20 protein-coding genes and 2 pseudogenes are annotated in these 24,253 nt (G+C 36.3%); 4 read left to right on the top strand and 18 right to left on the bottom strand.

Features of this window, described 5'->3' with window-relative positions:
• Position 1: 1 nt before the first annotated feature.
• The 12 genes from AC625_RS11005 to AC625_RS10950 all read right to left on the bottom strand — a co-directional run bounded on the left by AC625_RS11005 (position 2) and on the right by AC625_RS10950 (position 14,072).
• Positions 2-781, bottom strand: coding sequence for a glucose-6-phosphate isomerase family protein (locus AC625_RS11005; RefSeq protein ID WP_049681328.1), 780 nt, complete (start codon positions 779-781; stop codon positions 2-4).
• Positions 782-791: 10 nt separating this feature from the next.
• Positions 792-956 (bottom strand): hypothetical protein, encoded by a 165-nt coding sequence (locus tag AC625_RS26720; protein WP_156187505.1) that lies wholly within the window; start codon positions 954-956, stop codon positions 792-794.
• 583 nt (positions 957-1,539) lie between these two features.
• Positions 1,540-2,814 carry a PTS transporter subunit IIC gene (locus AC625_RS10995; protein ID WP_049681327.1) on the bottom strand — a complete coding sequence of 425 codons (1,275 nt, stop codon included), beginning with the start codon at positions 2,812-2,814 and terminating at the stop codon, positions 1,540-1,542.
• 829 nt (positions 2,815-3,643) lie between these two features.
• Complete coding sequence (locus tag AC625_RS10990) at positions 3,644-3,826, bottom strand: aspartyl-phosphate phosphatase Spo0E family protein (RefSeq protein WP_049681326.1); 183 nt, start codon at positions 3,824-3,826, stop codon at positions 3,644-3,646.
• A 697-nt stretch (positions 3,827-4,523) separates the two neighbouring features.
• Positions 4,524-4,814, bottom strand: a complete 291-nt coding sequence (locus tag AC625_RS10985) for a PTS sugar transporter subunit IIB (protein WP_218971220.1) — start codon at positions 4,812-4,814, stop codon at positions 4,524-4,526.
• 12 nt (positions 4,815-4,826) lie between these two features.
• Positions 4,827-5,288 (bottom strand): PTS sugar transporter subunit IIA, encoded by a 462-nt coding sequence (locus AC625_RS10980; protein ID WP_049681325.1) that lies wholly within the window; start codon positions 5,286-5,288, stop codon positions 4,827-4,829.
• A gap of 288 nt (positions 5,289-5,576) precedes the next feature.
• Positions 5,577-7,322 carry a class I mannose-6-phosphate isomerase gene (locus tag AC625_RS10975; protein WP_049681324.1) on the bottom strand — a complete coding sequence of 582 codons (1,746 nt, stop codon included), beginning with the start codon at positions 7,320-7,322 and terminating at the stop codon, positions 5,577-5,579.
• Between the two features lie 154 nt (positions 7,323-7,476).
• A complete protein-coding gene (gene manA, locus AC625_RS10970; protein WP_049681323.1) occupies positions 7,477-8,421 on the bottom strand; it encodes a mannose-6-phosphate isomerase, class I in 945 nt (314 codons plus the stop codon).
• A 395-nt stretch (positions 8,422-8,816) separates the two neighbouring features.
• Entirely contained in the window at positions 8,817-9,776 is a 960-nt protein-coding gene (gene pfkA / locus AC625_RS10965) for a 6-phosphofructokinase (RefSeq protein ID WP_049681322.1), read from the bottom strand.
• Positions 9,777-9,935: 159 nt separating this feature from the next.
• A complete protein-coding gene (gene ptsP / locus AC625_RS10960; RefSeq protein WP_049683690.1) occupies positions 9,936-11,666 on the bottom strand; it encodes a phosphoenolpyruvate--protein phosphotransferase in 1,731 nt (576 codons plus the stop codon).
• On the bottom strand, positions 11,666-11,932 hold the full coding sequence (locus AC625_RS10955) for a phosphocarrier protein HPr (RefSeq protein WP_049681321.1): 267 nt from the start codon (positions 11,930-11,932) through the stop codon (positions 11,666-11,668). The genes ptsP and AC625_RS10955 overlap by 1 nt, the downstream gene beginning before the upstream one ends.
• Before the next feature lie 76 nt (positions 11,933-12,008).
• Positions 12,009-14,072, bottom strand: coding sequence for a BglG family transcription antiterminator (locus AC625_RS10950; protein ID WP_049681320.1), 2,064 nt, complete (start codon positions 14,070-14,072; stop codon positions 12,009-12,011).
• A 485-nt stretch (positions 14,073-14,557) separates the two neighbouring features.
• Between AC625_RS10950 and AC625_RS10945 the strand changes: the two are divergent.
• The 3 genes and pseudogenes from AC625_RS10945 to AC625_RS10935 form a co-directional block, all read left to right on the top strand.
• Positions 14,558-15,700: pseudogene (locus AC625_RS10945) on the top strand (IS110 family RNA-guided transposase); the annotation flags it as partial.
• A gap of 305 nt (positions 15,701-16,005) precedes the next feature.
• A complete protein-coding gene (locus AC625_RS27730; protein WP_049681319.1) occupies positions 16,006-16,278 on the top strand; it encodes an IS3 family transposase in 273 nt (90 codons plus the stop codon).
• 20 nt (positions 16,279-16,298) lie between these two features.
• Positions 16,299-17,153: an IS3 family transposase gene (locus AC625_RS10935; protein ID WP_245644983.1), complete on the top strand. Its 855-nt coding sequence runs from the start codon at positions 16,299-16,301 to the stop codon at positions 17,151-17,153.
• 96 nt (positions 17,154-17,249) lie between these two features.
• On the opposite strand, the gene AC625_RS10930 is transcribed toward AC625_RS10935, so the two are convergent.
• The 6 genes and pseudogenes from AC625_RS10930 to AC625_RS10900 all read right to left on the bottom strand — a co-directional run bounded on the left by AC625_RS10930 (position 17,250) and on the right by AC625_RS10900 (position 22,950).
• Entirely contained in the window at positions 17,250-17,759 is a 510-nt protein-coding gene (locus tag AC625_RS10930) for a DUF3916 domain-containing protein (protein WP_049681318.1), read from the bottom strand.
• A 15-nt stretch (positions 17,760-17,774) separates the two neighbouring features.
• A pseudogene (locus AC625_RS10925) lies at positions 17,775-18,812 on the bottom strand (IS1595 family transposase).
• Between the two features lie 622 nt (positions 18,813-19,434).
• Positions 19,435-20,055 carry an acetate uptake transporter gene (locus AC625_RS10915; protein ID WP_049681316.1) on the bottom strand — a complete coding sequence of 207 codons (621 nt, stop codon included), beginning with the start codon at positions 20,053-20,055 and terminating at the stop codon, positions 19,435-19,437.
• Between the two features lie 538 nt (positions 20,056-20,593).
• Positions 20,594-22,309: an urease subunit alpha gene (ureC, locus tag AC625_RS10910; protein WP_049681315.1), complete on the bottom strand. Its 1,716-nt coding sequence runs from the start codon at positions 22,307-22,309 to the stop codon at positions 20,594-20,596.
• Positions 22,309-22,629, bottom strand: coding sequence for an urease subunit beta (gene ureB, locus AC625_RS10905; RefSeq protein ID WP_049681314.1), 321 nt, complete (start codon positions 22,627-22,629; stop codon positions 22,309-22,311). Before ureB ends, ureC begins: the two co-directional genes overlap by 1 nt.
• Positions 22,630-22,647: 18 nt before the next feature.
• Positions 22,648-22,950: an urease subunit gamma gene (locus AC625_RS10900; protein ID WP_049681313.1), complete on the bottom strand. Its 303-nt coding sequence runs from the start codon at positions 22,948-22,950 to the stop codon at positions 22,648-22,650.
• A 627-nt stretch (positions 22,951-23,577) separates the two neighbouring features.
• Between AC625_RS10900 and AC625_RS10895 the strand changes: the two genes are divergently transcribed.
• Entirely contained in the window at positions 23,578-23,886 is a 309-nt protein-coding gene (locus AC625_RS10895) for a PepSY domain-containing protein (RefSeq protein WP_049681312.1), read from the top strand.
• Positions 23,887-24,253: the final 367 nt, after the last annotated feature.

The following is a 24,253-nucleotide window of genomic DNA, read 5'->3' as shown; positions in this document are numbered from 1 at the left end:
ATTAAGGCTCAAAATTGATCCAAATATCTTTTACACTTTCAGGGTCTGTAACGAACGCAAACAAATTCGGATTATTTTCATATTGAGTATAGATTGGTATGTCTCTTTCAATCCCGAATTCTGGATAGGTACGTGCTGCTTTAACAATCAACTCTGGTGCCTGATAGGATGGATTAGTACTCCACGCCAAATGACCATTATCCTGCACGGTCGGGAAGTAAGCGACACCGCCATGTTCGCGCACTCCTTTATAATCAAATCCGTAATCACGTACGCACCACGCGCCAAACGCCATATTTTTATTTGTATTTGCATTTACTGTGCAATGCGCCCAAGATGGCGGAACAATCACCACATCGCCAGTTTTTGCATGTACTGCAAAACAACGTCCAGGATTATCTTCTGCTGTTTCTTGCATATAAATTACTGCTTCTCCTTCCCAAATTTCATAGACTTCTGGAGTTGAACTATTGCATGAATTAGAAATCGCGTGAATATGGCCTTGACTCCTAACAGGCTCATTACCTATCCGGCCTTTCGAGTAAATTACAGCACCATAAAGTAAATTACGTTTTTTTAAATCAGCTAGATGTTTTTTTTTCCCAACATCCATCGCAATCGCATATAAAACTGAAGGGCCATCTGCTGAAGGATTTTTTAAACTTTGACGAATATCATCTAGCCGGCGCTGTTCCACTTCAGGCCCAAAACATTCTGGACCATAATGAAATATTAGTTTCTCTGTATCCGTTTCTATATCAAAACCTGCGTTGAATTTCATGTGAAACCTCCTAATAGATTACAAACAAATGCTTGAATAACAGTGACTTTACTCTTGGAATTTGTGCTAGTATTGCGAATCGTATATTTTTTAACTCATTCAAGAACAATAAATGTTCCCATACACCTTTAAATTGTTCCACTTTTATTTCTGGAGCAAGATCATCATTTGACACATTACTCCGCCTTGTCATTTTAGAAATAATGGTATAATGTTATTACATTATTTATATCATAAAGATAGAAATGGATAGTTCCGCTCGCGATAAGAAAAAATTTCCAGGATTTATTTTTTCAACACAATAATTCATTCCATTACCCTTGTTATATTTGTGCTACAAGCTCTTCTTTGTCTTCCCATTGTGGCCAAAGATAATATCGGTATCTTTTTTACAATTGACAATATACCAGCACTCTATTTTTTCTAATTCACCATTTACATGCGTTTTTGCATAAGTGTCTTCAGGATAAACTTGTACAGATAGATCCATGTTTGCATCTAAAATCTTTGTTAACAACGGGACAACTCAATCTACTGGGTTTCCAAACAGCTCAGGTTCCTCATTCCAAAACACATAAATTGACTTTCCTGTTAATGGACCATTCTGATATGCAGAAATCGCACAGTTTTCACCCGTTTTGTTCGACGGAATTTCAGCATTCAGCAGTTAACCGTTATTCTTGTATTATATTTTTCTATTATTTTTTCTTTACTGTTTTTAAGTAGAGCAAGTTTCATCATAAGCTACTTCTCCATTTTTATCCTTTAAAGCCAAAAAGATTACCTATTTTTACAAAGAACCAAAGCAAAATATTTCCGCTTTCTTCCCAGTTAGTATATCTTGCACCTTGAGAAATTTGTTCTGTAAAAAGTCCTGTCAATCGTGAAGCTTCTGTCGTTAGTGATGCGAGTTCTGATGAGATTAACGTTGTTGGGATGATCCAAAGTATCGCAACAATTACTGTATGAATAACATTTCCCCTTGTATAAGGAACCATGCCCCCAACCCAATAAGGTAACACAGCTAAACTAGCCACAGGTATAAAATTACCACCAGGCAGGATCGCAGCTATAAATATCGATATTGGATACATCAAGATAACTGTTGACATTACTGAGGGGTGGCCTAATAAAACGGCTGGGTCAACGGCAATGTGTAAGTCTCTCCCTGGGAACCTTGCTCTCATGAATTTTGATACACCAGTAGAAATTGGAATAATTCCTTCAGCAATAATTGATAACATTTTTGGAAGAATAACTAATACAGTTGCCAAAGTAATCGATAGATTGAGAATTGTAGGTACACTGGATCCTGCTAATACACCCATAATAATACCCATAATTGCTCCAACTACAGATATTTCTCCGAAAATTCCGAATCTGTTTTTAATTGCATCTGGCGATGCCTCAAGGTCCCTTAGTCCAGGTATTCTATCAATGATCTTCATAACAAACATGGCGAAAGTTGCTGTATAGGTTCCTGAAGTCGCTACAATAGTAACACCCGGTATTTCATTAAACTCTTGGAATTTTTTAGCATGATAATCAGCTAAGAACATATTAACAATCAAAAAAATAAGTCCAGTGGCAATACCAACTGTAATGCTCCCTGTTAAAGCCCACATTAATGCAGCGACCGCTTGACCATGCCAAATATTCCACATATCTACCCAAAGTGTTTTGGTGAGTTTTAAGAAAACAAAAATTAGGTTTATTACAAGAATACCAATAATAACCCCTATGACCCCTGGCCAGGTCCAGGCAATACTAACATTCCCATAACCAATATCAATAACAGAATAATCAGCATGCAATCTTTTAGATAAACCTTCTGTTACTGGTGCCATTGCAGTAACTGACAAATCAATAACAAGATTTAAAGCTGTCAGCCCTATACCCATATATATTGCACTTCTTAAACTTGTCGAAAATTTAATTCTGAAACTCAATGCAAGAACAAAGATAATAATAGGAACAAATACTGTTCCTCCAAGTCCAAAAAACCAATTAAGAGCTGACTCCATTATGTGCATTTTTATTTCCTCCATCATCAATTTGCTAGGAATAGGAATCTTGATCAGAAAATTAGAAACATTTTCAAGTATGAATTCATGGATTGAATACCTGAACTTTAAGTACTATTTCAGCCTTTAATAAAATTAAATAGACCAGCATGAACAATAGATTTCATCTAATTCTTCCTCGTCCATATGAAATGATCAGAGATAATTCTTATTTCATTTCTTTCTGGATCAATGGTTTAAAATGATCTCAAGACATTTTCCATTCTTTTTTATGTGGTCCTATGACAACCATCAAATCTAAGAGAATAGCATCGTTTTCTAGCACTTTATATTATTTATATCTTAGGTCTACGACGATTTACTTTAACTCTGAGGCGGAAAAGATCACATCATCAGAATACTGGCCAAAATTTTCATAATCGATATAGCCACTATAATTTTTATCTCCAGTATTTCCGTCTGATTGCGATCATTTTCCCTGCTGATGTCACCACAAAATTCTCTGGAAGAACGGTAACAGCTTCTATGATTTCCGATCGAAACTGAATTTCAAATCCCGATTTGTTTTTTGAATTTTTCCAATTTACACTTTATTATCTTGGTCTATGAATCCTCCACTTTCAAATAAGAAAGCTTTAATTCTTTGACCCTTATTTAGTTATACAGTAACAATAATGTCATTTAATTTTGAAGCGTCAAACTTGCATAAAACCGTTCTAAATTCAGATCAGACAAAAAATAAGTCGTTTAATTTCTATCGTAACATGAAGCTTAAATTTCAAAACTAATGATAATAAAGTTGTTTAAATTGTTAGTATTCACACGACTTTATTGCCATTCAACAACATATTTCTATTTTTTTATAAGCAGATTTTTGATAGATCGTGATGAGTTGGTCTAATTTCTGACTGCAATAAATGGTCTCACTGCTATTTAATCCAGTTATTTCGGCAATCTGAATCAATTCTTTTTTCAGTTGATTGATTCTGTATTCTATTTCATCTAACCCAATAAATATCATACAAATTCCCCTAATCATTCACCCATTATCTTAATCTGATTATTAATAAAAACACCTTTCTTAGATCGGCAAAGCGGTGAAGGCTTATATTTATTCTTTTCGCTTGCACATGTAATATTAAACAACTATATTATCACTCAACATTAGTTTGGTTTGATAAACCAAATCTGTGTATATTTCTGAAAGAAGTTCTGTTTTGCTCTGTTTGTGTTAATCCCTACTATAGTGTTCTGTTATAAATGCAAAATCCAAAAAACAACAATACTCATTTCTATAGGAATCGGTAATGAAGAGAAAAGGATCATTTACAGGATTTGAATACAACTCTAAATCTTTAATTCCATATGTTTAGCTGATTTATTAATGTAAACTTTCACGTTATTCCAGATTGTGAATTTCAAATTAAATCAGCATCCAGATTTGTATAAACTTAGAAGCACGGCTTTACATGGAGAGGTGGGCATGTTAGCCTTATTGAGCAGAAACAGCCATTGATACTGCTGGATTCTTGGTTCGGCAGGCATGCCCATAGAGGCTCCGTGTCAAGCCTTTTCGGCATAAGTAATTATAAATGCCTGAGAATATGAAATAAAAGTTTGTGAAAAACCCTGTTCTAATTTAATAAAAAACGAGTGTTTTATGCCATAACAGCGTGATCGCTTACATTATTTGTCATATTTTTTTAAATTGAAAATATTTATTTTAAAATATTAACCACTTCAGAAATAATTTGTTCTTGACCATCCTCATCTCCCGTTATGAAAGCAACTGCATTGAAAACCGGAAAACTATATTCTTGTTTAATTTTCATTGTTGAAACAAGCACCGCAAGGTCATCTTTATGACGTTCAATATCATCAATTCTCCCAGCTTTTACTTTTACATTAGTTATCTTTCTTTTCTTCAACCCTTCTTCTATGCCTTGTGCTGCCATAACAGAAGTTAATGTACCCGCCCCACAGACAACTAAGACTAATCGTTTTTCCACAATAAATTCCTCCTATAAATTCGATTTAATAATTTCAATAATTTCTTTACTATTATTAGCTTTTTTTAGTGATTCTAGCACTTGACTACTCTGAAACATTTGTATAATTTTTCCAAGAACTTTTAAATGATCATTTTTCTCTTTAAGCGCTAACATAATTACGATGTCAACAGGAACTTCTTCCTCCGGTTTATCCATTCTTCGAAAATTAACTGGCTTTTCGAGTGTTGTGACTGCTAAAGCTGATTTATTTACAAATTGTGGTTCAGTATGTGGTATAGCAATATTATATTTACCTAACTTTAACCCCGTCGGAAAATTCTCTTCCCTTTTCAAAATATTTTCTAAAAATGAATCCCTAACACATCCCTCTTTGTGAAGTTTACTAAATAAAGATTTAAGAACATCTTGCTGTTCAGTAGCTCTTAAATTCGTAATTATCAGTTTTTCATCTAATAATATATCTTTTTCCAAAATTTCAATTCCTTCCTCATCCTATTTTTAATAAAAATGCCAGGAAAAGTACTTTCTTTCGAGCCCATCTTAATTTCTAATGGTTGATCAAGTACTTTTTCACGGGCAATGGGTCGAGCTCTATACACATATTTCATGTTCTCAGTATAACTATAATACTAAATTCTAGGTCATTTAGCCCACGCTTTTCCACTTCAGGGCCAAAAACTTTCAGGTCCATAATGAAACATTAGTTTCTCCGTGTCAGTTTTCTATATCAAAACCTGCGTTGAATTTCATCTGCCCCCCTTATAGATTACGAACAAATGCCTGAATAACAGCGACTTTTTGATTGGAATCTGTGCTAGTATTGCGAATTGTATATTTTTTGACACACTCAGGAACAATAAAAGTTTCGCCGTAATGCACTTCAAAAGGCTCAAAGGAATCATCTACACTTTCGACAACCACTTCCGTACCTTCTACTAAATTTAACATATTAACACTATCATGCGTTTCGAGTGTTACTTTATCTTCAAACCAGTGGCGCTGTGTTTCAATAAATTCAAGCTCATGTAAGCCCGTTCGTTCTGTTTTTACACCATTTTCATCTTTCAATATTTCAAATTGATTGATTAAATTTTCTTTTACCCATTTTGTATCACGATTCATTTGCAAATTTTCCCGTCCGTGTTCCAAATGCACTGGGCGAGGTAGTCCATCAAGACCAACACGATCCCAATCCCACAGTTTAAATGTAAAAATATATTGAGAAGCGCTGATTTCAAGAACGACCGTGTTTGGTCCACTACAATGGATTGTGCCAGCTGGAATCAGGATGTGATCGTGTTTTTTCACTGGAAAAACATTAATATATTTCTCATCTTGGAAGCGATAATTACCTTTCGCTGCTTTTTCAAGGTCGGCCATTAATTCCTCTTTTGTTGTACCTTCTTTTACACCAAGATAAACGGTAGAGTCTTCTTGCGCGTCTAATATATAGTAACTTTCGTCTTGAGTATACTGCCTGCCAAACTTATCTTGTATATATTCAACAGATGGGTGAACTTGCAAGCTTAAATTACCGCCTCCAACTGTATCCAAGTAGTCAAAACGAATTGGAAACTCGGTGCCGAAACGACTATGCACTTTGGGACCAAGCAGTTCATTTGGGTGCTGGAACACCACATTTATTGAAGGAACTTCAATCTTCACATCACCAAATCGCAAATAAAGACTATTTTCTTCCGGCACCCCGTCAAAAGCCCATCCATAATTCTCTGCTTCCGGATCCAAATTAAATCGTTCTTTCATCCACTGACCGCCCCAAACACTCGCATCGAAGTAAGGTACGACGCGGAAAGGAGCGCTCGCCACTTGCCTCAAAGCTTGACGAAAATCCGTTCCACTAACCATTTTTGGCTCGTTTCCAACATTCGTATCCAACAAGAAATCGATTTTATCAAAGTACTTTTTCTTATGTCGGTCCGCCGTGCGCCATTCAAAGAAGAATCCGCGTTTATACTTACGAAGCGCATCTTCTTCGTAATTTTCCATTTTCCAGTTACCAATTTCACCACTGCGGTAACGACACTGAATTTCCCAACGCGCTAAATCCGCATAGACGAGAATATCAGGTTCAGCAATAACGGTTGCTCCTGTACCGTAGATAACAATTAAACCTTCTGTAGTTGCGATTTCTTCTTGAACAGCTTTAACTTTTTCTTTCGGGAAAAATTCATCCAGTTCGTAGTGGGACATTACGCCGAAAACACGGTCATCGGTTAGCGTCCTTTTAACCATTTCAGTAATTTCGGTGCCGTCCATGGCAATATCATCTGCAAAAATGATTTTTTTAGGTGCCAAAAGAGGAATTAAGTGCTTTTCAAATTCTTCATTTCGGACCCCTGGATAGCACTCAATTGCTAAGATTGTGCGGGATTTCGTTTCATCTTTTACGACTTTTATTAATTTGTTAGCGATCGTCCGGTAATCTGACCAAACACCTTCAAATTGTTTTATTTTTATTTCTGGTGCAAGTTCGTAATGTGACAAAAGATCATCTCCTGTTATGATATTATATTGTTATTACAATAGAACTATAACACAAGAAGATCTATTTGTCATGAAGATCTATTGTTTATTTTTTTTATAACAATAGAAAAGATCAAACAGGTCACTTTTTTCATAAGTATGCTTCACATCCTTTTTACGAATGGGAAACTATTAGTTGATAATTGCCCTCGAGGGAAAATTCACCAAATCCGACTGGAATAATAAAATGAGTTCCTTTTTTTAATGGATATTTTTCATGCTGATAAACAAGCATCCCTTCTCCATTAATCACACTCAAAAGCAGATATTTATCATTAAAGGCAAAAGAAGCTTGTCCTTTGACGTCCCATTTATAAACAGTGAAAAACTCAGATTCAACAAACGTTGTAATAATTACATTTTCTTTGGTTTCTACTCTTGGGGCATCTTTTACACCTTGATGTGGAACGGTTGTCACAACAATTGCTTTGTCCAAATGAAGCTCACGTAAGCTTTCGTTATCATCTTTGCGGTCATAATCATAGACTCGATAGGTTGTATCCGAGCTTTGCTGTGTTTCCAATACGAGCGTTCCCTCGCATAATGCATGTATGGTACCGCTTGGAACAAAGAAAAAGTCTCCCGGCTTGATTTTTACTCTCCGTAATAAATCATTCCACTGACCATTTTCAAATTGCTCAACAAGCTCCTGTTTTGTCTTAGCATTATGTCCGAAAATCATATCGGCATCGTCCTTACAATCAATAATATACCAGCACTCTGTTTTGCCTAACTCTCCATTTTCATTCGTTTTTGCATAGCTATCGTCAGGGTGTACTTGAACAGAAAGATCCATGTTGGCATCTAAAATTTTCGTTAATAGCGGAAAAACTTCCTCTTTTGGATTTCCAAACAATTCAGGATGCTCTTTCCATAGCACATTAAGGGACTTCCCTGCATATGGTCCATTTTCTACCAGAGAGGGTCCATTTGGATGGGCAGAAATAGCCCAGCACTCACCCGTTTTGCTCGATGGAATTTCATAGCCAAACTCTATTTGTAAACTAGTTCCTCCCCAAATTCGTTCTTTATATATAGGTTTTAAAAATAATGGCTGCATGGTTTTCCTCCTAATTATTAAAAATTCTTTAGTTACCATTTTTTCAGTTTCTTCTTCATTAGAATTTTATTAATTTAGAAAAGTTTAGTGTAAAATTGAATGATGATATAATGGTATATTGTTATTACATTATAGTCTATACCCCAAAAATAATGGCTGCATGGTTTTCCTCCTAATTATTAAAAATTCTTTAGATACCATTTTTTCAGTTTCTTCTTCATTAGAATTTTATTAATTTAGAAAAGTTTAGTGTAAAATCAAATGATGATATAATGGTATATTGTTATTACATTATAGTCTATACCCCAAAAAAAATCTCGATTTTTCATGAAAAACGGGTACAGCCGACATAATGTGTTTGTTTTACTCTTAAAAAACTGGTGGATTTACACATCCTAAATAGAAAGCTCTTTTGACAATCTTAAAAGATTCATATTAAGCGTATGTGCTTCTCCTAAAATAGCTGCAATATCGTGATCGATTATTTGATTGTTTTCAATCCCTACAGCTCTTCCACCTTTTCCTTCTATTAAAAGTTCAACTGCGCGTGCACCGAGCCGGCTTGCTAATACACGGTCAAAAGCTGTAGGAGACCCGCCTCGCTGCATATGTCCTAATACAGAGACCCTGGTATCAAAATTCATTAGCTCTTTGATTTGCTTACCTAATTCAATGCCGCTTGCCACTCCTTCAGCAACAATGATGATGCTATGTTTTCTGCCCCGTTCATGACCCTTTCTTAATCGGCTGCAAATTTCGTTCATATCGTAATTTTCCTCAGGAACGATAATCGTTTCCGCTCCTCCGGCAAGTCCGGACCAAAGCGCAATATCACCGGCATCTCTTCCCATTACTTCAATAACAAAAGTCCGTTCATGTGATGTTGCGGTATCTCTAATTTTATCTATGGCTTCAATGACAGTCTTTAAGGCTGTATCAAATCCAATGGTAAATTGTGTCCCGCAAATATCGTTATCGATTGTCCCTGGTACACCCACACATGGAAAACCATGTTCAGTTAGAGCATTAGCCCCCCGATATGATCCATCTCCGCCAATCACAACCATGCCCTCAATACCAGCCTTCATTAATTGCTCAACACCCTTTAGTTGACCTTCTTTTGTCTTAAATTCCTCACATCTTGCTGAAAAAAGAGTCGTTCCTCCGCGATGTATAATGTCACCAACTGAGCCTAAGCTAAGTTCCTCGATATTTCCGTTTATTAAACCTGCATACCCTCCATATATTCCAAATACTTCAATATTGTGGTAGATTGCTTTTCGAACAACTGCTCTAACAGCAGCATTCATTCCAGGTGCATCTCCCCCACTCGTTAAAACACCTATCTTTTTCATTTCACCCTCCATTGTTCATGTGCCATCAATGTGTATCATCGTTCATTGTCTCGGTTCTTACGAGAAATAGTTCATAATGATTAATGAGGACGGCTCTTACAAGTATTTTTCAAAATACTAAAACCGTCCCCGTTAAAAATCATTTTTTTATAGCCGTTCCTATTTCATAATTTCCTTTACGGCTTCGATTACTTCATTTGTTGTTTTCATTTGCAAGGCTTCTTCTGCTAAGTTCTTCATTTCTTTTTTAGAAAGACGTAGAATTTGGGAACGTGCTTTTAGGATGGATGTTGCACTCATTGAGAACTCATCCAGCCCCAGGCCTAATAGAAGCGGAATCGCTGTTTCGTCTCCTGCCATTTCACCGCACATACCTGCCCATTTGCCTTCAGCATGTGCAGCATCAATTACCATTTTAACCAATCTTAAAATCGACGGGCTGTATGGCTGATATAGATAGGAAACACGCTGGTTCATACGATCTGCAGCCATTGTATATTGGATTAAATCATTTGTACCAATGCTGAAAAAATCCACTTCTTTAGCAAATTGATCAGCTAAAATAGCCGTAGAAGGAATTTCCACCATAATCCCCAGCTCGATTTTTTCTGCTACCTGTTTGCCTTCAGACAAAAGCTTTTGCTTTTCTTCTTCAAGAAGTGCTTTTGCCGACCAGAACTCATCAAGTGTTGCAATCATAGGAAACATGATTTTTAAATTTCCATAAACGCTTGCTCGAAGCAAGGCACGTAGCTGGGTCCGGAACATATCCTGCATTTCTAAGCATAAGCGAATCGCCCGAAATCCTAGGAACGGATTCATTTCCTTAGGAAGTTCTAAATACGGCAGTTCTTTATCTCCGCCGATATCAAGGGTTCGAATCACTACAGGCTTTCCTTCCATATCTTCTAATACCGTTTTAAATGCAGCAAATTGCTCCTCTTCTGTTGGAAGCTGAGTGCGCCCCATATACAAAAACTCCGTGCGGTATAAGCCAACGCCTTCGCCTCCGTTTTCGAGCACCCCATTGAGATCCTCCGGTTTACCGATATTGGCAGCAAGTTCAACATGCTCCCCATCTTTTGTTACGGTCTGCTCATTGATCAGCTTTGCCCACTCGGTCTTTTGAACTTCATAAGCAGCCTTTTTCATGTTATATTCTTTGGTTACCTCTTCAGTTGGATTGACAATTACCTTCCCACTTAACCCATCAAGAATAACAACATCACCATTTTCAATGTCAGCCATGACTGTTTTTGTTCCAACAACTGCGGGAATTTCCATGGAACGAGCCATAATAGCCGAATGGGAGGTACGGCCACCGATATTTGTTGTAAAACCTTTAACAAACTGACGATTTAATTGAGCAGTATCAGAGGGCGACAAATCCTCTGCAATAATAATAACCTCTTCAGAAATCAAACTTGGGTTAGGGATTGTCACCCCCAAAAGATGCGACAATATCCGCTTGGCCACATCGCGAATGTCGGCAGCCCGTTCTTTCATATATTCGTTATCTAATGCTTCAAACATAGATACGAACATGTTTACAACTTCTTGTAATGCAAACTCTGCATTGAAGTGTTCAATTTGTATTTTATCTTTGATTTGATTAATAAGTTCAGGATCATTTAGAACAAGCAAGTGGGCTTCAAAAATTTCGGCATTATCGCCGCCAAGATTCTGAGAGGTATGCTCTTTGATTTTCTCAACCTCTCCCTTAGTCGATTCAAGCGCCTGTTCAAAGCGTTTTACTTCGAGATCAACATTTGTTACCGTGTTTTTTTCTACTATTAACTCTGGATTTTCTAAGCGGAAGGCTTTTGCGATCTCAATCCCGCTTGATGCAGCAATTCCTGAAATATCTTTTGTTAAAACTACTTCTGTCATCATTCTGCGAGGCCTCCTCTTTTTAAAGTATCTTCTAATAAACTTAGTGCTTCTTTTTCATCAGAGCCTTCAGCCGATACTTTGATTACTGCATCTTTGGGAATACCTAAAGACATAACTCCCATAATGGATTTTAAGTTTACTGATTTTCCGTTGTATTCTAACATGATATCAGCATTAAATTTGCTCGCTGCTGATACTAGAATTGTCGCTGGGCGTGCATGAATCCCTGTTTCATCTATAATTGTGAACGTTTTGTTTACCATATTAAAACCAAGCTCCTCTAGTTTAGATTATGAATTATTTTTGCCATCTTACAGTCTCTTTCTCAGGAAGGACAGTTCAGTCAATTGTGGAGTTTTGTCTAAAGAATGATCTGATTTCATCAATCGACTCTAATTCTTTTATAATTTCAATGTTGTTTTTTTCATTTAATAGTTCTGTCAACTGCGAAAGCGCCTTAAGATGGGTTGTATTATCAGTCGCCGCAATACAAAACATTAATCGTACTGGATAATCATAGTTGTTTAAAAAGTAAACTGGTTTTTTAAGCTTTAAAAAGCTCATCCCGATCCTATTAACCCCTTTTTCAGGACCAGCATGCGGGATCGCTACTTCCGGACCAATGATGACATATGGACCTAATGTATCAATATTTTCAATCATCGCCTCAATATAGGATGTTTCAATTGTCCCGTTTATCAGAAGGGGATTTGCCGCTGCTTTTACAGCCTCTTTCCAATCAAAAACCTCTTCCATGACCTGAATGGTTTCTGCTTGTAATAAATCTTCTAATAATGGCTGTTTCCCCTTATAAGCATTTTCTTTTTTATAAAATGTTAAGTTACCTAATTCCTGTTTTAACCCTTCTTCATCGTAAATAGTAGTGAACTTTCCAATGATTTGAATCAGTTCTTTCAGCGAAATATCGTGATATTGAATACCAAAAAGCAGGTGATAAACTTCGTTGACTAAATTATGCTTTTCATTTGGCGTCATAATTGGCTTCACGTAAAAGCAAGGAAGTTTCGTCTCTATCCTTACTGTTGAAAATACTAAATCATACTGGTCAAATTTACCCTCCTGAAATTCCCGTAATGATAAGGTTTTTTCAACCATAATCTCTGAGAAAAGCGATTCCAGCTGGTGTTTCACCATTAATGACGAACTAATGCCGCTTGGACAAACCACGATTGCTTTCTTCTTTTCCGGCATCTCTTGCTTTGGTCTTTCTAACAAAGCTCCAAAGTGGATCGTGATAAAACCTATCTCCTCTTCAGGGATGTTGATTTTCAACAATGTACCAATCGGATGCAGTATTTCCTTCACAATCATGTATAGCTCTTTATGCTCACTTTTAATTTGATTAAGAAGTGGATTTTCAACGGGAATCCGATACTTCATACGAAAATAAGCTGGCTTAAAATGCTGGTACAACGTATGGACAACGTCATCCCTTTTTTCAAACACGATGCAGGCCTTGGTCTCAAAATCAAAGACAAGCTGTTCACTAAGTTTAAATAGTAAATCCTGCTCACTGTTGGGTGCAGAACTTTTTCCAAAAGACAAACCAAGAAATTGAATCGTTAAGTAACATAACTCCGATTCTTCATCCTTCAATTGGAGAAGTTGACTTAACATTATAGCCACTTTATGCATCGGATCTTTTTTTAATAAAGCCACTTCATCTGAGTGAAATTGGACAAACTTTTTTTCCCGCTGCCGGTAATAATAAAAAATCAAAAAAGAGGCTAATTGAGTTAAACGTTCTTCTACAAAATTAAGTGAAAACTGCTTTTCAATTTGTTTAAGAATGTTTAGGATTTCTCGATAATCAATTTTTGTAGTTTCTTCCTTTAATAGATAATCCAACAGTTTTCCAAAGTAAGGGACTTGGATCAGGTGGGATATGTAGTGCATGACAAGAGCTCTTTTATCAAACTCTGTTCCGACCAGATGATAGCCATGCTTTCGTGAATACTGGATTTCCACCAAAAAGGGGCAATTAATCTGATTTGCCTTTTTTAAATCAGTAATAACCGTGTTCTTACTAACTTGTAAGAGCTGCGTTAGATGAAAGGATGATATTGTATCATTTCGCATAAATAAATAAAGGTAGATAACCGCCAAGCGTTCTTCTTCGGAAAAAACAAAATCCCATTCATGGTGATTTATCTCCATATTTCGAAAATATTCCACAACAGCATCAGGTACTACAATATAATGGATACCTTTGAATTGGATTGTAGGAAGTTCTCTCTCCTTTAGCCATTGATTCACTTTATCCAAGTCATAGGATATTTGACGTTTGGTTAATTGAGTTGCATCTATAATCTGATTCATGTTGATACTCTTCACTTTTAAAAGATAATCCAATAAAAGCGAAGGACGTTTATCAATCATCATTGGCTGTCCTCCTATTAACATCATAATATCAACCGCTTTCATTTGGTTTACCAATTGGGAACAAATGATGTACGTATAAACTTACAAAATTGTGCTGAACTTCAAATAAGACAAATCTTGATTTTAATATAGACAATTCAAAAAAATAGTATGAACTACTGCAAGCTATTTTTCATTACCTAAAAACCACGTTTCTGAATGTAATGATTTTTTCAAAGTATTTATTAGAGCGAACCTTGAGAGTCCTTTAACTCCTTTATTTTTTGATTTAGTAACTCTTTATACATATCTGCTATTTGAAGATTAGGTTCTACATTATTGTTTTTTACAAATATTTTATATAATGCATCTTTTTCACCTTGTGTAATTTTATCCTCTAGTTTGCGGAATAGATCGGGTCCTTATATGCCAATGTTAACTAAAAAGGAAGAACCACTTTACCCACTAAGATGAAAGTAGTTCTTTTTCTGTTAATGACTAGAGTTGTAGCACATACACTTGAAGGGTTAGCTAGTCTTCTAGATGTTATTAGAGAAGTAGAAAATGTATCAGTGGGACGGCCTCCCATTGTGTTAGAGTCCACTGGACATTATCACACACCAATTGTCCAGTATTTTGAGGACAGAAGGGTATTCATTAATTATCGTGAACCCTCTCATATCGTATCGGGCTAAAAGTTCTAGTTTGCGCAAGGTAAAGACGGATATCATTGACGCTTATCACCTCTGCGAGCTGTACTATAAAGAGGACTTAGAGCCTTATAAACAAAGAGGAATCCAACTCTTAAACTTCGTAATCTTACAGGACAACACGAAAATATTACAGGCATGTTTGTACAAACCAAACTGCAATTTCAGGCAGTTCTGGATCAAATATTTCCTGAATACTGTGGAGTTTTTGGAGCTTTATATTCGGATGTTTCTTTACTGACTTTACAAGCATTTCCTACTTCAGAAGAAACCTTTGAAGCAGGAGAAGAAACCATCGCTAACAAAATAAAAGAGTTCTGTAAAAGTCGTTCACAACAATCGGCAAACAATCAGGCAGAAAAACTAATGGCTGCCGCAGCTCAAAACCCATTTCAGAAAGCCTTATATCCTAGCCTTTCTTTAAGTTTGAACATGTATATTAATATGCTTCTTGAATACAAAAAACATATATCCACGCTTGAAGACGAGATAGATGCTTTAGCAAAACATATTGAAGAGTGTAAGATTATCCACTCCATCCCCGGCATCGGTGAAAAAATCGCTGCCACGATTATTTCTGAGATTGGGGGAATTGATCGGTTTAATCATCCTAAGAAACTAGTAGCATTTGCCGGAATTGATCCAAGTGTCTTCGAATCCGGTACATTCAAAGGCACTTTAAATCGAATTACCAAAAGAGGATCTAGTAGACTACGACATGCCTTGTATATGGCTGTAACATGTGCCATTCGTGATTGTCGCAAGAAGAAAACGACCGATGAAATCATTCCTCGTAACAAGCGATTACGAGAGTTTTATCATAAGAAACGTGGAGAAGGAAACCCCTTTAAAGTAGCTGTGATAGCATGTGCCAATAAACTCTTACATTGGATTTATGCACTTTTAAAAAGCAAATCAGCTTTCCAAGATCTAGCCTAGTTTAAAAATATAACCAAACAACCCAAAGCTTTCCATACACTGAACATCGGAAGGTTATTTGGTATGCACAAATTTAGTATATCATGAGATATTTTAAGTTTTTATTGAAAAATATTGACAAACTATTTGCTGGTTTAATGGAATAACTAAAATATGGCCTCTGTCTTAAAATCATTTAATTCCTTTTTCACTAACGCACCCAGTAGTTTAAGTACAATAGTTCATAATATTATGGAGTTAGTATAGTTTCATGGACACGGTTTAGTTAACTCTCTATGATAAAAATAAGAGAGGTTGTGTCCGGCATGGAACCAAAAAACAAGCATAACTATAACGACGATTTTAAGAAAATGGTGGTCGAACTTTATTACATGGGTAGCTCGGTGAGTACGTTAAGTAGCGAATATGGTGTATCTGAAGTCACGATTTATAAATGGATTAAAGCACTAACTCCGGTAAATGGCCAGGAGAATAGTCTAACGCCACAGGACATAGCTGAAATCCAAAAAGAGAACCTTCGAATGAAACAGGAAATTGAAATCTTAAAAAAGGCTATGGCCATATTCGCCAGAAAGTAACCGATACCGAGCTAACAAACTTGATTCACGATCAAAAAGAGGTGTTTCCTATTCAGGTCATGTGTGAAGTACTAGGCATGCCAAGAAGCACGTATTATCAGTCCTTGATTAAAACAGAATCAGTACGTGACCGGAAAAACCGACTGCTTCTTGAACAGATTCAGTTCATCTACAAGGAGAGTAAAGGCAGATACGGAGCACCTAAGATTCATTTCCTTCTATTAAAAGCAGGGTTTTCAGTTAGCCTTAAACGAGTTCAACGGATTATGAAAAAGGCGGGAATCTATTCGATTACGATGAAAAAATTCCGTCCACATTCAAACAGAAAACCAATTGAGGCCCGTGAAAACGTACTACAACAGGATTTTTCTACGTCCAAACTGAACGAAAAATGGGTGGCTGGTATCACTTATATCCACACTTTGCGAGATGGCTGGTGTTATTTAGCCACGGTTTTAGACCTGTATTCTAAAAAAATCGTTGGATATTCTTTCTCTCGTTCTATGACGACAGAGCTTGTTTTACATGCTTTAGACAATGCCGTTTCTGTTCAAAAGCTGAGCCAGGCCTTATTTTGCATACAGATCTTGGCTCTCAATACACAAGCGAAGAGTTTGGGACAAGCCCTTAAAGCACATGAAATCATTCCGTCTTTTAGCCGTAAAGGCTGCCCATATGATAACGCATGTATTGAATCGTTTCATGCCATTTTAAAGAAAGAAGCGGTCCATCACATGACCTACTTACATTTCGAATCAGCGAACGCAGCCCTATTTCAGTTTATTGAAGGCTGGTACAACCGTCGACGTATGCACAGTCAACTAAACTATCAAACACCTCAAGAAGTGGAAGATCAATATCATCAATCCGCATGAAAAGTTAACTTATTTGTGTCCAAGATATTGACTCAAGTCCAATATTGTTGTTTTTTGACTAAGAAAGGAACATATAATTTAGATGTCCCTTTAAGTTTATTTTAATTCCCCAATAAACCAAATTTCACCTTCATAGTGGTATCCGTCCTCATCATTAATTACTTCTTTAAAACCTGATATTTGCAGTTCATTAGGAACAGATAATCCCCATTCAGTTTGAATATTTCTATTATCAGATAGATGAAGCCACTTTTGATATTCGTCATTCCTGTTAAAGAAATCTTTAAAATAGGAGTCACCTTTAAATACAATAATTTGAGAACCCCACATATCAGGTAAATCAACAGCGACCACAACTCTATATTTTTCTTCGTTACTTGGCTTCAATCTAATTAAATGTTCAGCTTTATCCAATAGTGTTTGAATGCAGAGTCGCTTGACTTTTTTTGGTGTTTTATCGGAACTAATAAAGTCTTGAGCAACTGGTAGGTGCAGATGCCAATAACCATTGTAAAATTCTGTTGGAAACTCCAATGTGTGTTCTTCAATTCGTTTAATCAAATTATTAGATTTTCTCTTAATTCCTCGAACTTTTTTCTCTCGCATACTATTACTCCTCTTTTATTTATAACTTAACGTTCTAAGTTCTTCATATGTTGTTTTAGTAGAGAATAAACAACTATCAACAATCATCTTACTAACATTGGTATCGTCATTACGGTGCTTGATAATGTCTAAAAATTGAAATCAACTCAAATAATGGTCGAGGTATTTAGTTGCCACGCCATTAAATCGGTCAATCCAGCCTTTGAGACGGCTGTGATAGTTATTTACATTTTGGATATGGTATAGACCTCTCACTCTGTCTTTACCATCAGATTTGAACCGATAATGTTCTAATCCTTTCTCGGTTGCATATGTTTTAAATGCTCTCCACGCATCTATGCAAAGTACATTTAAAGTAGTAAGTTTTGACCCTATTTCCCTATCTAATCGTGCTTTTACAATCCATCCTTGACCAATCACCTTTGAAAATGTTGATTTTTGACGGTCTTTCGCAATCAGAACACAGACCTGCTCTTTACTAATTCCTCTATATTTGGATGAACCTCCACGCTTACGAGATTTACACCCATCTATATTACGCTTTCCTTTTTCTGAGTATAGGAAATAAGTTTCGTCCATTTCTACGATACCTGAGAATTCTTCAAAATCCATTTGTTTGAGTGCTGAAAGCAATTTATGTCTCCAATAGAATAAGGTTACAAAGTGGACATCAATCATTTCTGATGCCTTGCGAAGGGAATATCCCTCAATTATACACTGAACAAAATCTAACCATTTGTGTGGAAGATGAGTACGATATAAAGGTGTATTTGTTAAGTCAGTAAAAGTCTTACCACAATCTTTACAACGGTAACGTTGGCGTTCCATCGTTTTCATACCGATTTTTACTGAATATTTTCCAAAACAAACTGCATTATGCGAATGGCAATGAGTACAAGTGTATCCGTCTTTATGTTTCTGTTCAGAAACCTCTTTAAAGACGGGTTCACTTGCAGAAAAAGAGTTAAGGGATTTAACGAAAAACTCTTTTAAACGATATTGGTCGGCTGTGCTTAGTTTTTCAATCTCTTTAATAATCTCCCTCAAAGCCATTCGTATCCCTCACATTCATACTTTTTCTACATTACAGAACAATCGTTCGATTTATTCAAATATCAACAGAGTTATTTAACAGAGCCTAATTTTAAAAGCTCAGACAAGCATAACCCCGTTCTAAATTTAGGAAGGGGTTAAAAATATAGTTGTTTAATTTTGATGTAAGATATCCAAAATTCATTTTTTTAGGTAATTTAGTTATCAAGAGGAAATGTGTATCATTAAAGTGCACTCTATTAGAGAATATTGAAGTAATTATAACTCCGAAATATCAATCCGAATCCAACAAAACTATATTAAGTTGGCTAAAAGAACCATCTGTCCATCCTTTACCTAAAACATTTTTAAAAGTGATAGAAAGACTTGAATATATTCAAGGAATAGATTTAGAAACGATTAGTTTAGTCTGTAGCAAATTACCAAAATCATGATATTAGATAAAATCTTCCATTCAAGTCCTTCATAATTCTAAAAATAGGATTATGCTTTTTGAGGAAACTAACGTAAAAGCAAACGATAAATCCCAATATGCATGATATAGTGTAAATAAAAAAGGTGAGTCGCTACTAATAGCACTCACCTTTTTTATTTAATTATAGGTTTTTGCAATCACCTCTAGTCAATGTTTAACAAAAATCCCAAATGGTTTGCCTAGAGGTAATACAGTTTTTCCGAAACATGTGTTTATCAGGATTGCCCCTGAACCATAAAATGCTAGTAGGGCACAGAACAATTCTGATACAGCAGCCATCTCATAAGTTGCATCATACAGAATATTAAAAGAACTTAAAGATAATCCAAGAAATTCGATATCAAGTAAAAGCAAAATGAAGAACAAAACTTTATTTGTTTCCATAGCCGCAATTGTCACAAAGATACTAAAAATTAAATAGCCAACAAATGCAACGCCTAATTGCTTGAAGTCTTCATTTGAAACTAAGTTTTGGCCGAATGCTCCTATCTGAATCAACCATGTTACTCCAAGACTGATCCAAAAAAGTCCAAATGCCCCCCATACAGTTGTCCCAAATATACTATCGTTCTTCGCATCTAGATACGCGGCAAATAATTGTGCTAGTCCGCCTAAGAAAAATACCCATGGCACCATAAAAGAAAGTCCATGTGTTAAGCCTAATTCTTCTGTTGATTCTACAAGCGCTATTATCGCAAGACCGAACAGGCCTAAAGCAGATGGATCTGCTGTTGTTAATTTTATTTGTTTGTAACCTTGCATCTCCATGATGTCCTCCTAAATATACTTTATAAAAAAGTTGTCAATACATATAATTTCGTACCTTTACGGTATAGTACGGTTAGTTACTTCCAGGTTTTTGTTATAAGAAATGAGCAGCCACGCTTAGTAACCCAGCTCTTTTAAATTTTTGAACCCATATATGTTCTTTTCAATTTAAATTCATGTACTACTCATTTCACAACCTGTAACATTATGATTTTCTACAATCTAACCTCTATAAGATTCTTCTCTAGAATTTTCATGCTTTAAGAACTCGGCAACCTTACCTTGATTGCCGGGTTCTAATAATTAGTTCTTTCTTAGAAAACATAGTTTGTTGTTAAACCATTCTTCACTAATCATCTGATGACATTCTATAGGATAGCCTTCATATCTTGATCAGCTAGATTCAAAGTAATATCAACTACTCATCATCCGTATAGATTTCATTTATTAATTGAAGCCGATCATAACTAAATTGTTCACCTGCAGGTTTTATCAATTTAATATTCATAAAAATTCGTTCTAATACCATGCTTTCACCTCAGAATAGGAAATATCGTTGCCCCATTGGAACACTGTCAACAGGTTCACATGTAATGCGTTCCCCGTTTACTGTTACTTCGTACGTTTGCGGGTCAACCGTAATAGTAGGTGTTTCAGAATTATGTTTCATATCTTTTTTCGTTAAATTTCGGATACCGTGAACAGGAAGAACCATTTTTTCCAATCCAAGCTTTTCATGAACTTTATCATCAAATGCCGCTTGAGAAATAAACGTTATTGAACTTTTCGACAAAGCTTTTCCAACCTGTGCATACATCGGACGATAAATCACTGGCTCTGGTGTTGGAATGGATGCATTCGCATCTCCCATTAAGCTCTCTACAGCAAAGCCATTTTTCAAGATCATTTCAGGTTTCACTCCGAAAAATGCTGGTGACCAAAGAACTAGATCGGCAATTTTTCCAACTTCAATAGAACCAACATATTCAGAAATACCATGCGTGATCGCAGGATTGATTGTATATTTGGCTACATAACGTTTCGCACGATTATTATCAGAAAGCTCGTTATCCCCTTCCAAGATCCCGCGTTGTTTTTTCATTTTGTCTGCTACTTGCCATGTACGTAAAACAACCTCGCCAATTCGTCCCATCGCTTGTGCATCTGAGCTGACCATGCTAATGATCCCCATGTCATGAAGAATATCCTCTGCAGCAATCGTTTCGCGTCGAATTCGTGAATCAGCAAACGCAATATCTTCTGGAATCGATGGATTTAAATGATGGCAGACCATCAACATATCTAAATGCTCGTCGATCGTATTGACTGTAAATGGTAAAGTCGGATTTGTAGAAGATGGAAGAACATTTTCATAGCCTGCTGATTTGATTAAATCAGGCGCATGTCCGCCACCCGCACCTTCCGTATGGTACATGTGAATCACTCGATCTTTAATCGCAGCCATCGTCGTTTCCATGAAGCCACCTTCATTCAACGTATCTGCATGAACCGCTACTTGAACATCATATTTATCAGCGACGCGTAATGCATAGTCAAGGGCTGAAGCTGTTGCTCCCCAATCTTCGTGCACTTTTAAACCGATTGCGCCCGCTTTTACTTGCTCAATAAGAGGCTCTTCCGATGCCGCTTGTCCTTTACCAGTGAATCCAACGTTGATTGGCATTCCTTCTGCTGCAAGAAGCATGCGGTGCATATTCCATTCCCCAGGCGTAACGGTTGTCGCTTTTGACCCTGCCGCTGGACCTGTTCCTCCGCCAATTAATGTCGTCGTACCAGAAGCTAACGCCGTTTCAATTTGCGTTGGGTTAATAAAGTGAACATGGGTATCAATCGCACCAGCCGTAACAATCAAACCTTCTCCAGCAATGATTTCTGTGGACGCACCAATGACGATATCCACGTTATCCTGTACTAAAGGATTTCCCGCTTTCCCGATTCCAGCGATTTTCCCGTCACGGATGGCAATGTCTGCTTTAACGATCCCTATATAGTCCAAAATGACAGCATTTGTAATTACGATATCTGGAACGTTATCATCTTTGCGAGTCGCAAGAGGATGTTGTCCCATCCCATCACGGATCACTTTTCCGCCGCCAAACACGACTTCTTCCCCATATGTTGTGTAATCTTTCTCAATTTGGATCAATAAATCTGTATCCGCTAAACGAATAGAGTCCCCAGTAGTCGGACCGTACATTTGTGAATATTGTTGTCTTGACATTTTGTAACTCATTACTTGCATCCTCCCTTAACAGATCCATCCACTTTATTGTTAAATCCATAAACGCGTTGTTCTCCGGCAAAAGAAAGTAATTCTACTTCTTTTTCATCGCCAGGTTCAAAACGAACCGCTGCACCTGCCGGAATGTTCAAGCGTTTCCCGAATGCTTCTTCTCGATTAAATTGGAGGGCATCGTTCACTTCAAAGAAATGAAAATGGGATCCAATTTGAACTGGACGATCGCCCGTGTTGATGACTGAAATCGTGTTTAAAGTTTTACCCTCATTGATCGTAATATCTTCTTCTTTTAAAACGTATTGTCCCGGTATCATGTAATGATGCCTCCTTTTTTAGCGAATCGGATTATGAACTGTCACTAGCTTTGTTCCATCTGGAAAAGTCGCTTCTACTTGAATATCAGGAATCATCTCTGGGATGCCTTCCATCACATCTTCCCGTGATAAAATCGTTGCGCCATATTCCATCAATTCAGCCACTGTTTTTCCATCTCTGGCTCCTTCTAACACTTCATATGTAAGAAGTGCTACAGATTCTGGATGATTTAATTTTAATCCTCTATCTTTACGTTTCTTGGCGAGATCTCCTGCCACCACAATCATGAGCTTGTCTATCTCACGTGGTAATAATTTCATAATAAAGCCTCCTTGATAATCGTTTGATGTTCTTAAAACATAAAGCTTAAACAATCCCTCCTTATTAAATATTTACAAGAAACAAAAGGTAATAACGAATAAAAAGGTGTTAGATTCCAATTAATATTCGTTTTTTCACTTATTTTCCTTTTTATTTTTGTCGTAATTTGTCGTTTGCTTCTTAATTACAATTGTATATCATAATTTATATATATCAATTTTTATATACTATAAAAATCTTTTTTGAGGAAATGGGGGTTGGTTTATGAAATAAAATGGGATCAAAACACTTCTTATAAAATCGCTTGTTTTGATAAGACACTAAATAGAAGTTACTCGGTTAAGAATGAAGTACACACATAGCATCTGATAGAAAAAGACGGCTCGAATTTCAAATATGAATTCGAGCCGTCTTTTTTTACTTTAGCTGCTTAAATCAATTAAAAAACAGAAGTTTTTCAGTGACCTTAATGAATGGAGTGGGGAGTTTATCAGTTCCTCATACTAATTAAAATCAAAAAAATGAAAACTTTATATTCTTTCACTTTTCTAAGAATATTTTAAGGTTCTTCTTCTTTTTCTTTAAACACGAGTGGTTATAATAACAATACAAGGAGGTTATCAAAAATGAAATGGATGATCATGGTATTAACAAGTGCTTTAATTACAGGTGGTATAGAGGCACACACACTACTTGATGATCAAACGGTAACTATACAAACAAATGCACCCTCACAAACGATAAATCAATTACAAGCCAAGACGATCGCATTAGACATATCAAAAGGTGGTCTAGTAACGAGCACTCATCCTTTTGAAGATCATGGTATTAAAAAGTACGAAGTTTCTATTATAAATCGAGAAATAGAATATCATGTGGATATTGATGCAGTAACCGGAAACATTTTAGATTTCGACCAAAGCATGAAGAATTAAAATGGTCACGATAATAGACGACCCAAAAAGATATAGGAAAAGTTCAATGAATAAATATTTCCAAAGGTTTTTTATAACGTTTTAAAATAAAACCATTGTTTGAAGTTCAATTTCATGAGCGTCATCATAAGACTAAACGTTGAAGAGAGTCCCAAATAAACTATAGAAATGGCTAAAATAAAAAACAAACTTACGGAAACAAAGAGGCAGTTGCAAAATCTCTCCAACATCAATCTGTTACATACTTTGTTACGACTATTTTTCCACAGGTGTAAAGGCAAGACATTCTCTAATCAAGATATAGGCATTTCTTCTGAAACATCTTCTAGTGAAGAGCAAAAAGCCTGACCCGAAAATTCCCCATTGA

The sequence above is a fragment of the Peribacillus loiseleuriae genome (genome assembly GCF_001183985.1).
In the GTDB taxonomy this organism is placed as follows: Bacteria; Bacillota; Bacilli; order Bacillales; family DSM-1321; genus Peribacillus; species Peribacillus loiseleuriae.
The sequence above is the reverse complement of the archived record's forward strand: the minus strand, read 5'-3'. Positions and strand labels throughout refer to the sequence as shown.